Below are 16388 nucleotides of genomic sequence, written 5' to 3'. Positions count from 1 at the left end.
GACCACAAAATGACAAAATGAAATTGCCGCGAAATGACATTGATCACAGACAAATCAATTGATATGATGTCCATACCTATTAAACCAAGTTAATTAATCGGCATTTGGGTGCCTACTTTGAAAATGAGTTATAAATTAGGCACACTTTAAAAATCAATTTCAACCAGTGCAAACGTAGTGGAGGGGACGAAATCGATTCTGTAGAAGCGAAGCGGTCGCCTTTATCCTTGAATTTTTACCTTTAAAAAGGAGAATCAAAAAAATTCAAGGATAACAGTGATCGGAAGAACGATTCGTAACCGGAACGGCCGAGTGGCAGAACAGTAATCTTATTTTTAACATGAGACTTTATTTATTCATAGAAGGGATTGACTTTTGTGAGCGAACAGGAAGAAATGGAGTTTGGATGGTTTTTGCCTACAGCAGGGGATGGTAAGTATGTAGGGGTTGTCCCGGAGCGGGAGCCAAGTCTGGATTATCTGATCGATGTGGCACAGACGGCGGAGAAGGCAGGATTCGAATTTGTACTAATTCCGACAGGGGGAGCCTGTCTAGACGCATGGGTGGTTGGCTCGGCAGTAATGAGTCACACAAAGACATTGCGTCCCCTTGTGGCCATTCGCCCGGGTTTGGTTACACCCGTACTCGCTGCACGAATGGGAGCGGCACTGGATCAGCTCTCTGGTGGTCGCGCCATGATCAATGTGGTGACAGGCAGTTCTGTTCGCGATCTGGAGGAACTCGGCGATCCACTGGCACATGCGCATGATGAACGGTATGTACGAGCGAGTGAGTATATGGAAGTCATGAAGCGTTCATGGACACAATCGACGGGACTGAATCTGACGGAGTTTGCCGGAAGTGGTTCAAACTCTGGTGCAGATGCATTCAGCGATCCCAATCCTGAATTCAATGGCCAGTATTACAACTTCAAAGGACCGGTAGGCATGCCGGAGACGGTGCAAAATCCGCATCCACCATTCTATCTGGGAGGAAGTTCTCCGATTGCCAAAAAGGTCGCCGTTGAACATGCGGATACGTTCCTTATGTGGGGCGAGCCTCATGACTGGATTCAGGAGCAGATCGAAGAGATTGAGGTCATTCGTCAGCAGGTGAAAGAGGAAACGGGACAAGATCGTCAGCTCCGTTACGGCATGCGTGCTCAGGTGCTCATTCGGGATACTGAAGAAGAAGCATGGGCAGCAGCTTGGGAGATTATTAGCAAAGTACCACCAGAAGCGATTGAGAAAGCCAAAGCCGCTTTTGCCGAGACGGATGCAACCAATCAACGCAGACAGAACGAGTTACGGGAACTGTCCGAGAAGCAGCAGTTTGTCGTAGGTCCCAACCTGTGGACAGGCTTGTCCGTTGTGCGCTCCGGCGGTGCAATCCTTATTGTGGGTACAGCTGAACAGGTCGCAGAGCGTTTGATGGAATATGGAGATCTCGGCGTTACAACCTTCATTCTGTCCGGTTACCCGCATCTGGAAGAGGCAGAAATCTTCGGACGTACCGTGATGCCGATCATTCGAGAGCAATGGAAAACAAGACAGAAGCAGCAAGTTACTACTAACTAAGTTACTACCAATCTAAGTAAGTGCCCCTTTTTTTACACTTTAACGGAGAGGGAGAACCGATCTGAAGAAGCGGAGCGCTCGCCTTTATCCCCGAATTTTAACCATTAAAAAATGATTCAAAGAGATTCGGGGATAACAGCGATCGGAAGATGGTACTGCACTCGGAGTGCGCCATGTAAAAACTTTCGTGCAACTTACATTAATCATCCTCAGGAGGTCGTCTTTCATGAAAAAAAATAAAAAATTGCTCCTACCGCTCGTCAGTATGCTGGTCATGTCCATCCTGCTGTCGGCTTGCGGCGGCGGGGATAACGCGTCATCTGGTGAGAACGGCTCCTCGGGTTCAGGCAAAGTTACGATCAGCTTCATGCACTGGCGTGGAGAAGATGTGGAAGCACTGAACAAGAACATTGACGCATTTGAGACAGCAAATCCAAACATTAAAGTGGAGATGCAGACACTGCCTTCCGATCAATATCAGTCCACCGTACAATCCAAAATCAGTGACGGTTCGGTAGGAGATGTATTTGCATCTTTCCCAGGTGCACAGTTCGAAGCTTTCACCAAAGCCGGCTTGTTCACGGATCTGACCGGATCATCGTTCCTGTCGGTCTACAATTCGAAGCTGATTGCATCAGGACAGCACGATGGCAAGCAATATGCAATTCCGTATCAACTCGTATATAACGATCCAATCTATAACGTAAAACTGTTTGAACAATATGGCTTGACGCCGCCGACCGATTGGGAAGGCTTCCTGGCCCTTTGCCAGAAGCTGAAAGACAATGGCATCATTCCGATTGCCTTTGCCGGAGCGGACATTGGCCCAGGGCAATTCATGAATACGATGGTGATGAACAATGCACCGAGTGACGACATTTTTACCAAAGTAGAAGCTGGCGAAGCCAAACTGACGGATGAGTTTTGGGTGAAAACGTTGACTCAAATCAAGGAACTGAACGATAAAGGTTACTTCCAGCAGGATGCACTGGGTACCAAAGACCCTGCGGCAGGCGCATTGTTCATTCAGGAAAAAGCAGCCATGCTGGCAAGTGGATCATATCAACTCGCTCAGAACAAACAGCAAAACCCGAATCTGGAGCAAAAACTGCTTGCACCAATTACAGTAAGTGCGGATCAGGCGAAATATGAAGGGGTGCATACCACTACATTCATGCTCGCGGTGAATAGCAAATCGAAACATCCGGAAGAAGCGAAGAAGTTCCTTGAATTTTTGAGCAATCCCGATGTAGCAAGTGACTACGCCAACCAGACAGGACAGAATGTAACGGTAAATGATGTGAAGTACGATACGCCTGAGCTTCAGGTAGCCGGAGAATGGGCGAGCAAAAAAACCGTGTTCCAGCCACGGTTCACCATCCTGAACGGAGATAATCAAAAAGCAGTAACCAACTCCATTCAGGCTGTACTGAGCGGCACTTCTCCAGAAGAAGCAGCACAGCAGGCACAAGCGATCATTGATCAGCATATCGGGAAATAAACGATGAAAAACCGTCTTCAGCTATCCCTGTTTCTGATCCCCGGGTTGCTGCTGTACGTTGGATTGTTCGTATTTCCTACATTGACGGGGCTGTTCTATTCCTTTACGGATTGGGATGGGGTATCCCCGTCGTATGCATTTGTAGGGCTGGATAATTACAAGGACAGTCTCAGCAGCATCGTATTCCGCAAAGCCTTTGGCAATAACGTGGAGTTCATGTTAACGGTTGTTATTGCACAAACCTTTATTTCACTTGTCCTGGCGCTGCTCCTGGTACGCAATACCAAGACACGCATTGTGCTTCGGGCATTGTATTTCCTGCCAGCGATTCTGTCCTCCGTATCGGTCGGACTGATCTGGGCATTTATGTATGATCCATCCATTGGATTGATCAATTATGGGTTGAATGAGGCGGGGATGAGCAGCATCGCTCGTAACTGGATTGGTGATCCCAAGATCGCCATCTATTCCATCGCTGCGGTACAGGTATGGGCCCATGCCGGCCAGATGATGATTGTATTCATCGCAGGTCTGCAAGGCATCCCGGCAGAACTGTATGAAGCGGCTCGCATGGATGGCGGCAGCAAATGGCAGGTATTCCGTACCGTGACCTGGCCGCTGCTGGCACCTTCGGCAACGATTGTGGTGGCCTATACGACCATTCAGTCGTTCAAGGCATTTGACCTCATTTTCACCATGACGGACGGAGGCCCGAACTACGCAACTGAAATTTTGACAACCTATATCTATCATACCGCCTTTGGCAGCTATTCATTTGGTCTGGCTTCTGCCGGTTCCATGATCTTCCTGGTGTTGCTCGCGCTCTTGACACTGTTGCAGTTCAAGGCACTGCGTGCCGACCGGGTAAGCTATTGAGGTTGATGTTGGAGCATTCATCCTGCAATCGAGGCAGAAGGGAGTTCACATGGTTTTAAAATGGTTCAATCGACTGATCCTGTTGGTGTACGCGCTGCTGATTCTTGTTCCGCTGTATTTTGTATTTGTATCTTCGTTCAAAACAAGCAGCAACTTCTTCACCAGTCCATTCAGCTGGCCGGATCCGTTCACGTGGGATAACGTCATTGGTATGTTTCGCAATCAGCCGATGTGGCAATACTTCGGGAACAGTATGGTCGTAACGCTGGGTACGGTTGCGATTGAGCTGCTGCTAAGCAGCATGATAGCTTACGCTATTGTCCGCTGGGGCGGCAGCGTAGGCAAAATCGTATTTGCGCTGTTCGTGGCAGGGCTAATCGTTCCTTCACAGGTGAGCATGCTGCCAATCTATTCCCTCACGCGTACACTCGGGTGGTCGGACAGTCTGACGGGATTGATTGTCGTATCTGCCGCGATGCTCATGCCTGTCTCAGTATTTATGCTGACAGGTTTTATGCGCATGCTCAATTCGGAGATTCTGGAAGCGGGCAGTATGGATGGAGCAAGTGAATGGAGACTCTATACTCGGATTGCACTGCCACTGGCTGCACCTTCGCTGGCTGCAACGGCTACGTTCCTGCTCGTCATGGTATGGAATGACTTGCTTATTCCGATGTTGATGCTCAGCAGTAAGTCCAAGCTCACTTTACCGCTTGCGCTTATGCAGTTCCGCGGGGAATACGTGACGAACTATCCGATGATGCTTACGGGTGTACTTGTTACTGCTATTCCGATGATTGTGCTGTTCCTGTTACTCCAGCGTTACTTCGTTGCAGGTCTGACAGCGGGTTCACTCAAGGGGTGAGGTATCGTAGAAATCGGAAGGAAAAGCTTATTTTGCATTGATTTCTGGAGCATTCTGCATAATAATGATTTAGTGTCAGAGTGACTACATAGAGATCAAGGGAGCTATAAGTGATGAGCAAACTGGAAGTATTGCGGAATCCCAAGCAGCGTAAGCTGCTGTTCAGTGCCGGCATGAGCTGGCTGTTTGATGCGATGGAAGTCGGAATGATCTCTTTTATCGTGGCTGCACTCGCCAAGGAATGGAGTCTCAGTCCCGGACAAGTCGGTGTGCTTACGAGTATCAACTCCATCGGTATGGCATTAGGCGCTTTGCTTGCAGGGGCACTTGCGGACCGTTTTGGACGGAAGGCCATTCTAATGTGGACCTTGTTAATCTTCACGATTGCAAGCGGTCTATCTGCATTGGCGACTGGATTTGCCGTATTGTGTGCACTACGTCTGGTTGCGGGTATTGGACTTGGCGGAGAGTTGCCTGTGGCATCCACACTGGTATCGGAGTCGATGCCTACAGCAGAACGTGGACGTGCCGTTGTATTATTGGAAAGTTTCTGGGCAGGAGGCTGGATTGTATCGGCGCTCATTGCCAACTTTGTCATTCCGGAGTACGGATGGAGAATTGCTTTTGCCATTGGTGCGCTTCCGGCGTTCTACGCATTATATCTGCGTCGTGCCATTCAGGACCCGCCGCGGTACAAGAATCATGCCAAGCTTCGTAAAATCACGTTCCGCGAGAAAGTGGCTACCGTCTGGTCAGCACCACATCGCCGTACAACGTTGATGCTCTGGATTTTATGGTTTACCGTCATTTTCTCTTATTATGGCATGTTCCTGTGGCTGCCTTCGGTTGTAATGGCTAAAGGATTTACGTTGGTCAAAAGCTTCCAATACGTGCTAATCATGACGATCGCACAATTGCCAGGTTACTTCACCGCGGCGTACTTCATTGAACGTTACGGTCGCAAGTTCGTACTTGTTGTTTATCTTACATTGACTGCGTGCAGTGCGATTGCATTTGGACTCGCAACCACGGAAGCAACGATTCTGGCTGCGGGGATCTGCCTCTCGTTCTTCAACCTGGGTGCCTGGGGTGGATTGTACGCGTACAGCCCGGAATTATATCCGACTTCCGTTCGTTCGACGGGTGTCGGTCTTGCCACATCGGTAGGCCGGATCGGTGGTGTACTTGCTCCACTGATGGTCGGTATGCTGGTTCAGCGTGAAGTGGCAATCAGCCTGATTTTCACGATTTTCTTCGTGACAATCCTCATTGGCGCAGCAGCTGTACTGTTCTGGGGCCGGGAAACGAAGGGTCAAGAACTGGCTGAGTAATTGTCAATAAATACAACGCAACTTTTGTACGGGTCTGCCTGCCTACGGAAATAACGGGTTGGACAAGCGGTATAAGGTTGATACAAGAAGGGGCATGACCATGGTGTGACCATGGGCTCATGCCTCTTTTTGTTATGTTCAGCGTCGTTTTTTCACTGCGTCATCGGTCCGATAGACTTCATTTTTTCTATATCCTATAATGACACTCGGGATGTCCAACTGTGTGGATTCAGAAAAGTGGAGGTAACTGGAATGATGAAGAAGTATAAGCAGATGGCACAAATGAATGAAACGTCTCGTGTGAATACAGTAAATGGAAGCCAAAATAACGTGATTGACATGGTGCGTGCACATATGAATAACGACATACATGTAACGTACAGCGATAATAACAGTAATGAACTGAGTCAGATGAACGGAATGTATGATGTGTATGTTGTGGACGAAAGTAAACCTATGAAAGAGATGGAGGTCACTAATATGATGAATAACATGACGATTACAAAAAACATGGACAACACGGGAAGCGAGAATGCACTGATTAGAACCAGTAGTACAGATGAAGGATCTGATGTGCGGACGTTTGCTGACACCATGGAACCTATCACTGTCAGTCGGAAAGTCACTCATGGGAAGGGGAGAACGGCTGGCAAAAGAGCAGGGCGGGTCAGCATGCTTCTCGGTACCTGCGCATTGACTCTGGGATTGACCGTGGCAGCTCCTTCTGCAGGAGCACAGAAGTTGGAACAGGGCGTTCGTAGCGAGCATGTGCTGCAATTGCAGGAGCAATTAAGCGATCTGGGCTACTTCGATGCTGGAATGACTGGATATTACGGTACCATCACCAAAGGTGCTGTCCGCAAGTTCCAACAGGCGCAGGGACTGAGTGCAGACGGTATTGCAGGTCCCGCGACACTGAACAGGCTGAACAAAAAGGCCAAAGCCGAGGGCGAAACGCTGCGCCAGTTGGCGAAGCTGATCCATGGTGAAGCGCGCGGGGAATCTTTTGAAGGGCAAGTCGCTGTTGGAGCAGTTGTCTTGAACCGAGTGCACTCGAATGCATTTCCATCATCGATCTCCAAAGTCATTTTCCAGAAAGGTCAGTTCACGGCCGTGGACGATGGGCAGTTTAATACCAAGCCAACCCAGACTTCTTACAGGGCAGCTCGTAAGGCATTGAATGGCGCTGATCCGACAAACGGAGCGCTGTATTATTACAATCCGAAGATTGCCACTTCGGTGTGGAGCAAGAGCAGACCGACGTTGCTGACGATTGGTCAGCATGATTTTACACGTTAAGTTAGGTAGAGGAATTAAGAAAAATAATTGTAAATATTAAATAACCCCCGGCTATGCGCTGCTGAATGCAGACGCGCCAGCCGGGGGTTTGTTAGTTTGACAGCTGAAACGTTAAGAAGTCAGTTTTGCGGAGAGTGCTTGACGTGACATTGCATGTTTTGGTGATGAGCCATATATCTCTGTCCTGATATGAGCTCTAACGGTATGTGAAAAATATACGAGTATACTCTATCAAATGTTCCTATCAGATTAAAATTGTTAATCATATTATATATTGTTCGTTGAATTCATAAGGGAGGTTTTTAATATGATTGAAAAAGCTTTATGTGCGCGTTTAGCTAAAATTATTGGCGGACAGGTAGCAGCGACTAAACCAGCTTGCGTTGTTCAAACTTTACGGAATTTAAATGTTAAGATTCTAGGTCGGCGCAGTAGATCTCCTTTAACATTACCATTTGCATTATCTGTAGAATCTCGTGACTCCCGTGGGCGCACTCTAAACTTGGGGGAAACAGTCATACTGGAAAGTGAAATCAATCCTTTTGTCTCAGAATTACGTAAGCGGGGTATCAAAGTTAGTGCAATTCATAACCACTGGATATTCCAAAATATTCAATTCAAATATATCCACTGGGAATCCATTGATAATCCGGTTGCGTTTGTAGAAAAAAGCGCTGCTGCTGCAAGGGCTGTAGGAATACTTCCAAAAAAGACTAAAAAGTAAAATACAGGGCGGTTTTAGTTATTAATCTGTTAAAGAGCAAAAAGGCGGATCCATTGGGACCCGTCCTTTTCGTGTTTAGTGTGAAATCCAATCCCTGTAGGCGGGTTTGTGAAATATATTTGAAAATTTTCCTCACTCAGAAGGCAATTGTAAAAAGTATTTAAATTCACACCTTATTAATCTTGATTTTTTATTTTTCGATAGCATATTGAAACATGGCATCCCCATATACTCTGCTATTATGGCATATTTAAATGGTCTACTTATTAATTGTGCTGAAAGGTGGGATAAGGTTTGTCGGATCCTTTTGTTGTCAAATCATTAGACGAAATACGGTTTTGGTCACGCATTATGAAAGAACATTCCTTCTTTCTTCGACTAGGATTTCGGTGTGAAGATACGCAGTTAATTAATGAGGCTAATCAATTCCATGCGATCTTTGAGGATATTGAAAGAAGATCACATTCTTTTCAAGCAGATACGGATCCGCAAACCATTAGACAGTTTAATTCAGAAGTTCACAATGCGGCTGCACACATATGGGCATTTAAAAGAAAAGTGCTTGGGCTTATACTACGGTGTCAACTTCCGGGGGGAACCAATTTCCCTTTGCTTGTGGATCATGTTAGCCGAGAAGCCAATTACTTTAGAAATCGGTTAGAGGAGCTCAATAGCGGGAGGCTTGAACCATTACCTGATGCGATTATCGATGAGAATGTATTTTTCCTCAAAATCATGGCAGACCATGCAAAATTTATAGGTCATCTTCTTGATCCATCCGAGCGAAAATTAGTGGAACAAGCAAGGGAATTTAGTCAAGATTTTGATACGCTGATGTTTCAAGCCATCGATTTAAGTTCCATGCGTCCACAATCGCAAACCCATCCCTTACTAAGTCAATTTGTTGATGAAAACCGCGTTTCAGTTCAATCGTTACGAGACTTTAAGAAGACTGCGCGCGACTTAATTGAGGAGTGTCGAATCAAAAGTATCATTCACCCCTTATTAGCAGATCACGTTTTTCGTGAAGCCGAAAGATTCTTATTTGTTCTTGACATGTTCGATCAGTCATTGTCTGGCATGAAGGTAAACAAGAAAGAAATCATGCATTAAAATACAGTAGATAGCAGGTCATAAAATGATAGTCATCTGACCCTAAGTTAAACACCACATGATGGTTTTACCCGTGATAGTATTTAAACCATAGAAAAAGGTGAATATGACCATGAACCTCCGGCTGTACGCTGCTGAATGCAGAAGCATTGCCGGGGGTTTGTTGATGTGAGCGAAACTGCTGAATATTCCTTATTTGAAAAAGGGCTGAAACGTGGGTGGACACTACTCTTGAAAGTTAAAAGGAATGTTCAACGAAGTGGGCTCTACAATGGTTTTCCCAGTCTCGTAGTCATAAATTCTATTGAAAACCAGTTCAATGGATTCCAGCTCATCCGGGTCATCGGTATATACCAAACCATAACGCGTATTATCGATGACTACGCCATCATACTGATTGTAGACATATGATTTTCTCATAAAATTGCGATCTGCGGAGATGGGGTTGCCCGTGTTCGGATGGACGGAATTCAAACCATAGAATCCGATATTCTGATCGGTTGTATTTTCCACAGTGTAGAGGATATTGATATAAGTGATCTTAGAACCGATATCTTCTCGATTCAGAATGGAAATGTTTTTCCGGGAATTCTCAGGAATATCAATGGCCTCTAATAATTGAGCATGAACAACATGAATGGTTAGTGGACCACGTTCAAAACGTGCATCCAGAGGTACAGACTTAAGCAATTTCAGATGTCCGCCGTAATCGAAAGTTCCTGTATCGCCAGGTTTGGATAGGATCGGTGATACAGCACTCTGGTAAAGCTTATCTTCAAGCATGCTGGCAGCCTGCTCGAATTCATCGAGTTCTGGCTCCCATCCATTATAATTGCGTTCGGACCGGAAAGGTTCTAAACCAGTTTCCATGACTTGTTCAGGAGAAGCATCCATAGGCTGCTATGATTATTATTACTTTGGGCTTAAGTTCATTCCACCAATACCATATCAGTGATATTATTTTTCAGATAACAACCAGGTGGGGTTGATGTTCCTATTTAATTATATTTTAGAGAGAAAGGGTGTCCCTCACATGTTTATTGTTCAATTACTACTCGCTATCGCACTGCTGGGCAGCTCAGGCAGCTCAAATTACGCCACTTCTACACAACTAGAAATCAACCAATCATTGCTCGAAAAGCCATCAAACAATTTGATGGCTCTTTTTTTGTGTCAGTAGGGCAGCATCGGCCACACGTACGCCACTTTCTGGTTAGAAATAACCGGGTACTGGAAGTCCCTCACTCACCATTTTCTTCCGCATATCGTTTTTAGAAATTCTAGGGCTACAAGAAGCGGCGCTGGATATCATTGAAACCAAATCGAATATAATAAAGTATATATAAAGAAGAATATAAATTATTAATTATAAATTTGGTTGAAGGGAGAAGTAGCATTTAAACAGAGCATTTTACGAAGGAGGACGAATATGCCATTTATTGGGGGAATCATTTTGATTTTTATCCTAGCATTTATTCTATGGGCATTAATGATCCCGCTATTCAATAAAATAGGTAGTAGAATTCTGAAGAAATACAATAAATTTAAACAAGAGGAGAATGTTGATGAAAAATTCAAAGACGTTTAGGGTAGGGGCAATTGCGGTTGCATTCGTTATTATTGTGGGAGTGCTAATGGTGACCTTCTTTTTAACACGAATTCCTAATGGATATGTTGGTGTCGTTTATTCACCAAATGGAGGCGTAAAAGATAGCACACTGAGTCAAGGGTGGAAACTCGTTGGAGCGTTTGATAAAGTGACGAAATATCCGATCCGAATTCAAACGGTGGAATACAGAGACATTCAGATTGCAACTTCTGACGGAAAAAACATCACCATCGATTTTGCTTACAACTACCAAGTAGAACCAAGTAAAGTATCTTCTATCTTTAATACATTTGGGCCAATTAGCATTCAAGAAATTGAGGATACATATCTCAAAACACGTTTCCGTGACGCAGCCCGTAAAGGAATTTCCAAGTTTACAGTCATTGATGTGTATGGTGAAAAGTCATCTGAAGCAGGCGTCGATGTTCAACAACGTTTCTCTGATGACGTTAAAGAGTTAGGATTTATTGTATCCAACGTTACTGTAGGTGTTCCTCAACCTGACGCTAAGACTCAGGAAGCAATCGATAAGCGTGTCGAAGCTTCTCAAGAGCTGGAACGTAAAACGACTGAACTTGAGATCGCCAAGAAAGAAGCAGATCGTAAGCGCGTAGAAGCGCAAGGTAATGCAGACAAACTATTGATCGAAGCAGAAGGTCAAGCTAAAGCCAATAAAGAGCTTCAACAATCCTTATCGAGCCAACTCGTTGAATATGAAACCATCAAGAAATGGGATGGAGCCCTTCCATATGTAAGTGGGTCCAATACGCCAATGATTCAATTGCCGACTACAAAAACAGAGCAAAATAGCGGCGCGGGGAACGTATCTCCCTAATAGCGGTTGAAAATGCACTTAATACTTACTAATCCAATTGAATTTATTGAATCTAATGAACAAGCCGGTCCAATTGTGGGCTGACTTGTTCATTTTTGAGTCTTTTTAAAGATACCGCAGGAGAAACCGTTAGCTTCACCATTGGATTCACTTAGCCAATCCTGTACAATGGATAACGACAATAACAACGGTAGATTAAGGATGGATCAGCACGATGAGAATTATCATATCACCAGCTAAAAAGATGAAGATCGATACCGATCTTATGGCTATCGCGGAGATGCCACAATTTATAAATGAGTCAGAACAGCTATTGAATTTGCTTCAAAAGTTATCCTATGACGAGCTCAAGGCGATGTGGAAGTGTAATGATGCAATCGCCGAACAGAACGTGGAGCGGATTCGGAATATGAATATAAAAGCAAATCTTACGCCAGCCATCTATGCCTATGAGGGCATTCAGTATCAATATATGGCGCCAAGTGTTTTTCAACATGAGGAACTGGCGTATCTTCAGCAGCATTTACGTATATTATCCGGCTTTTATGGCATGTTGCGGCCTTTGGATGGGGTTACCCCTTATCGGTTGGAGATGCAGGGCAAGCTGCAAGGTCCAGGTTTCAAGTCACTCTATCAATTCTGGGGCAGCAAGCTGGCAGATCAGCTTCAATCGGAAAGCAACTGCATTCTGAATCTGGCTTCCAAAGAGTATAGCAAGAACATCACGCCTTTCCTGAAAAAGGAAACCCGGATGATCACTTGTGTGTTCGGACAAATGGTTGATGGAAAACTTGTTGAAAAGGCAACCTGGGCTAAAATGGCCAGAGGTGAAATGGTACGTTATATGGCAGAGCACAAGATTACAGATGTGAAGGACGTGAGAAACTTTGATCGGTTAAACTTTGCCTTTTCAGAAGAGCGATCCGATGAGAGTACGTATGTATTCATACAAGCAGAGGGAAAGTAGCCTGCTGTCCGCTGATCATATATCAGAATGTTAACTATTTATTCACCCAAAAGTCGCCAACTGGCGGCTTTTTTTATTTTTTGGATATTAAATCTAAGTTCTAATGAAAATAGGAAAGACGATTAATTCAAATGAAATAGCATTTGAAATACATCTAAGCTATTATTCTATTTTGTATCAGGATAATGACAGGTTATATTTTAAATTGTTATCTGAGATATAAAAGGAAAAAAGTCCCTGAATTTAGGGACTAATTTACTATGTCCTAAAATAAGGAAAATGACGATAATTATTTATTAGGCTCCATTTATATATCTGTTGAGGGAGGAAATGGAGGAAAAACATAAAGGAGGAATATGAATTCCATGAGTTTAAGAAAAGGTTTTATTGTTTTTCTGATGGCTTTGTTGTTGATTGGAACCGTGTATCCGACTAGCGGTTATGCGCTTTCGGATCAATCGGATGCCATAATAACAAGTGAAAGTAGCGCGGAGAATGTTGATGTTTCTATGGAGGAATCAGCTTTAACAGACAGCGAGTATCTGGATGTTATTGATCCGGATGTCTACGAAGAACCAGAAGGTGTAGACGAAGTTATCGAAGAAGCAGAAGATGAAGCGACGGTAACTGATGATACATACGGGGAAAACTCTTTCTCTCCTCAAGCTATGGCCATGGCAGACGGAACTTTGACCATGAGTCCCGGAGATTCCTATACGTTCACGAATAACGGAAGTGCCGCAAGATCGTTAAGTACCAATGCCGCGACTTCAAGAAGCAGTGCATACGATTACGTTATTTATAGACCAGATGGCAGCATCATGAGCGAAAACATGGACTCTACTAGTAGTTTATCAGTAGGTTCAGGTTATACAGCTGTGATCACCTCGACGGGTCAGAATCCTTTTACAGTGACAATTCGTTCAGAATTTTCCTACAGTGTATCAGCTAACCCTGCCATGCTTAGGGTTTTGTTATCCAAAGGAGAGAGCTATCGATACTTTAATGAAGGGACACAGTCAAGAGTTTTAAGTGCCGATACTTCCACGGCTCAGGACAGAAAAATAGACTACGCTTCTTACAAAGAAGATGGTAGTCTTGTAGCTTCCAATTTTGAAACGACGGGAAAACCTTCACTTGCAGGAGGGAATGAAATTATTATTACTGGAGCGGGCTCGCAGCCTGTTAGTGTTGGTTTTCCCTATGAAGTCTATACCGGTGAGTGGAGCGATGAGCCAGCCTATACGCGTACAACGCTATATCAGGGCGAGAGCTACCAGTTCACCAACATCAGTTCCAAATCGGATGCGCTCCAAACGGATGGAACGACCAAAGATAAGCATGATTACGTTGTTTATCTTCCGGATGGAACGGAAAGTTCTACAGGGACGAATACGACCACTAAACCTACTGTAGCAGCAGGAAGAACCGCCGTTGTAACCTTGGTTACAGCAACGCCTGTAACATATGGTGTGCCCTATCGGACATTTGATGTCCAAAAAGCCGGTGGTGATGCGATTACTCGAATCACTGTATATCCTGGAGAATCTATGATTTTCAGTAATAATGGTTCGTTGGCCAATCCGATAAAAAACAATGCAAGTAGTACCAATGGAGCCGTTTTTGACTATGTTCTTTATACAGCAGAAAACGTTGTTCATTCGGATGGATTCAACAAAAATACTAATCCGATCATTCGCTCACAAGGTTACGCAGTCGTGACCGTAGTTGGGCAAGTCCCAATTGAGTTTAGTTATACGGATGATTTCTCGGTTGAAGAAAGCATGGAACCTGCGTACCATCGCGTAACACTGAAACAGGGAGAAAGCGCGACATTTTGGAATAACAGTACCGACCGGGAATATCTAGATAGTGATGCGTCCACCACCCAAGGGCGGATATTTGATTACGTCACCTATTATCCGGATGGCACAGAACGGAGTACAAGAAAAGCAACAGCGGTTGAACCAGTTGTTTACTATGGAAATAAAGCAGTAATCACAGGCGTATCTGCGGAGCCTGTAACCATAGGTGCGATTTACACCATTTTTGATGTAGAGGATCGACCAAATGAAGCACTAACTAAGATTACGGTATCACCGGGTCAATCGGTAAAATTCCATAATGGAGGCTCACTCAGCAACCCAATACGGAGTAACGCCAAAAAATTAGGTGCACTGTTTGATATTGTGGTGTATAAGGCAGACGGCAGAGCACATAGTGACAAATTCAATAGCAATGTAAGTCTCGCTACCATTCCTTCTGGTGGTGAAGCCGTCGTTACCGTAGGGGGAAGTACACCTGTAACATTTGAATACACGGATGATTTCTCTGTAGTGGATAGCCAGGAACCAGCTTATCTGCGCGTTACGTTGAACAAAGGCGAGAGCTATGCCTTTACCAACATAAGCTCAGATTCGAAAAGGGTCCGAAATGATGCTTCCAGCAGCGCGGGACGGGTGTATGATTACACGATTTACAACGTAGATGGAACAGTGTCAAGCAGTAGAACAGCAACAGCGATCGAGGCGTATGTCTTGGGTGGTAAAAAAGTTGTTGTTACCAACATCTCGGATCAACCCATAACGTATGGTGGGATTTACCGCGTTTTCCGTGGACAAGATGATCAAGTCCCTTCACCAGAATCGGAAATCACTGTTAACCAAGGGCAGAGCGCAGTATTTACAAATCCGGGTTCGGAACCTGCTCAGTTGAATCGGATTAGAGCAACCAATTCCATTGTGGATTTTGTGGTCTATGAAGGAACAGATAAATATCGGTATCTAACAGAAGGTTCAAGTCTTGAAACATGGGAAGTTCCAGCGGGTGGAACGCTAGTCTTAACCGTAGTATCTTCAGAGCCGGTAACGATTGAGTATGACATTCCTGTGACAGCTAGTCCTAGTCAAGAGCCTGCACTCATCAAACGGAGTTTGGCTCCAAATGACACGGTGTTATTCTCCAACACATCATCTTATTCAGCACCGCTCATTACATCTCATGTAGAAGGGTTGACCTATGATTACGTTATTCGGAATCAGAATCAAGGGGTTGTTAGGGAAGGGAAGAATGCGATAGGATCACAAAACATACCTGGGAAGTTTGACTTTCAGGTGCATAATGTGTCATCCCAATCGCTGAGATTTGTAGGTCCTTACCGTAACTTTACGGTCAAGGAAGTGGAAGTGGAGTTTCTGACTTTGTATGAAAATACAGAGACGGCGCTTCCCACAGTTCAGCAAGGGAATGTGTACTACCGTTTTAGCCCCTATAGCTCTGACAAGTATCGGATTGCGATAAAGGAATCAGGTGATTTTTCTATTGAGCCTCGGATCGAATTGTATTCAGATAAGGAATTGAGCATTCCGGTAGCTGCTTCAATAGAGCAAGAACAGGTATATGGTGAGCAATATACCGTTCTTGAATGGGAGCTTGAAGGTGGACAGAATTATTATCTCAAGCTAAGTGAAAAAGAAGGAAAACCGATTCAGGGAGCCATAAAAGCAGCATGGATGAACATTCGTAATGACAATAGCTATGAGTACGGCTATGGCAATCAATTGCTTAAAGTCGTTCTATTTACAGGAGATCAAATTGTGTTTGAGTATGATCGCAACGGTAATTTAACGAAACGAACGAAAAAGATTTTCCCATTTAATTAATGATTGTCTAAATCTAGGTTGAGGTGATG

At 44.6% G+C, this 16388-nt stretch carries 13 protein-coding genes; 12 read left to right on the top strand and 1 reads right to left on the bottom strand.

The window, feature by feature from the left end; genetic code table 11:
- Window positions 1-395: 395 nt before the first annotated feature.
- The 8 genes from J2X75_RS25235 to J2X75_RS25200 all read left to right on the top strand — a co-directional run bounded on the left by J2X75_RS25235 (window position 396) and on the right by J2X75_RS25200 (window position 9286).
- On the top strand, window positions 396-1577 hold the full coding sequence (locus J2X75_RS25235) for an LLM class flavin-dependent oxidoreductase (protein WP_310341410.1): 1182 nt from the start codon (window positions 396-398) through the stop codon (window positions 1575-1577).
- A 226-nt stretch (window positions 1578-1803) separates the two neighbouring features.
- Complete coding sequence (locus tag J2X75_RS25230) at window positions 1804-3078, top strand: ABC transporter substrate-binding protein (RefSeq protein WP_310341363.1); 1275 nt, start codon at window positions 1804-1806, stop codon at window positions 3076-3078.
- A gap of 3 nt (window positions 3079-3081) precedes the next feature.
- Window positions 3082-3954, top strand: coding sequence for a carbohydrate ABC transporter permease (locus J2X75_RS25225; RefSeq protein ID WP_017687487.1), 873 nt, complete (start codon window positions 3082-3084; stop codon window positions 3952-3954).
- Between the two features lie 49 nt (window positions 3955-4003).
- Entirely contained in the window at window positions 4004-4819 is an 816-nt protein-coding gene (locus J2X75_RS25220; protein ID WP_192134087.1) for a carbohydrate ABC transporter permease, read from the top strand.
- A gap of 113 nt (window positions 4820-4932) precedes the next feature.
- Window positions 4933-6150 carry an MFS transporter gene (locus J2X75_RS25215; protein WP_124116114.1) on the top strand — a complete coding sequence of 406 codons (1218 nt, stop codon included), beginning with the start codon at window positions 4933-4935 and terminating at the stop codon, window positions 6148-6150.
- A 672-nt stretch (window positions 6151-6822) separates the two neighbouring features.
- Complete coding sequence (locus tag J2X75_RS25210) at window positions 6823-7449, top strand: cell wall hydrolase (RefSeq protein ID WP_310341407.1); 627 nt, start codon at window positions 6823-6825, stop codon at window positions 7447-7449.
- A gap of 307 nt (window positions 7450-7756) precedes the next feature.
- Entirely contained in the window at window positions 7757-8173 is a 417-nt protein-coding gene (locus tag J2X75_RS25205; RefSeq protein ID WP_124116115.1) for a DUF1259 domain-containing protein, read from the top strand.
- A gap of 351 nt (window positions 8174-8524) precedes the next feature.
- The gene (locus J2X75_RS25200) at window positions 8525-9286 is read left to right on the top strand and encodes a DUF2935 domain-containing protein (RefSeq protein ID WP_240662101.1); all 762 of its coding nucleotides are present in this window, start codon (window positions 8525-8527) and stop codon (window positions 9284-9286) included.
- A gap of 225 nt (window positions 9287-9511) precedes the next feature.
- Here J2X75_RS25200 and J2X75_RS25195 read toward each other — a convergent pair whose 3' ends face one another.
- Window positions 9512-10069, bottom strand: coding sequence for a hypothetical protein (locus J2X75_RS25195; protein WP_310341357.1), 558 nt, complete (start codon window positions 10067-10069; stop codon window positions 9512-9514).
- Between the two features lie 646 nt (window positions 10070-10715).
- Between J2X75_RS25195 and J2X75_RS25190 the strand changes: the two genes are divergently transcribed.
- The 4 genes from J2X75_RS25190 (at window position 10716) to J2X75_RS25175 (ending at window position 16359) form a co-directional block, all read left to right on the top strand.
- Complete coding sequence (locus tag J2X75_RS25190) at window positions 10716-10874, top strand: hypothetical protein (RefSeq protein ID WP_176872558.1); 159 nt, start codon at window positions 10716-10718, stop codon at window positions 10872-10874.
- Window positions 10852-11730: a prohibitin family protein gene (locus J2X75_RS25185; RefSeq protein ID WP_310341354.1), complete on the top strand. Its 879-nt coding sequence runs from the start codon at window positions 10852-10854 to the stop codon at window positions 11728-11730. Before J2X75_RS25190 ends, J2X75_RS25185 begins: the two co-directional genes overlap by 23 nt.
- Window positions 11731-11944: 214 nt before the next feature.
- Window positions 11945-12697: a peroxide stress protein YaaA gene (gene yaaA, locus J2X75_RS25180; protein WP_310341352.1), complete on the top strand. Its 753-nt coding sequence runs from the start codon at window positions 11945-11947 to the stop codon at window positions 12695-12697.
- Between the two features lie 365 nt (window positions 12698-13062).
- The gene (locus J2X75_RS25175; protein ID WP_310341349.1) at window positions 13063-16359 is read left to right on the top strand and encodes an RHS repeat domain-containing protein; all 3297 of its coding nucleotides are present in this window, start codon (window positions 13063-13065) and stop codon (window positions 16357-16359) included.
- Window positions 16360-16388: the final 29 nt, after the last annotated feature.

The sequence above is a fragment of the Paenibacillus sp. 2003 genome (genome assembly GCF_031455635.1).
Lineage (GTDB): Bacteria > Bacillota > Bacilli > Paenibacillales > Paenibacillaceae > Paenibacillus > Paenibacillus amylolyticus_B.
Note: the sequence above shows the minus strand (reverse complement) of the source record. Positions and strands in the feature narration are given on the sequence as shown.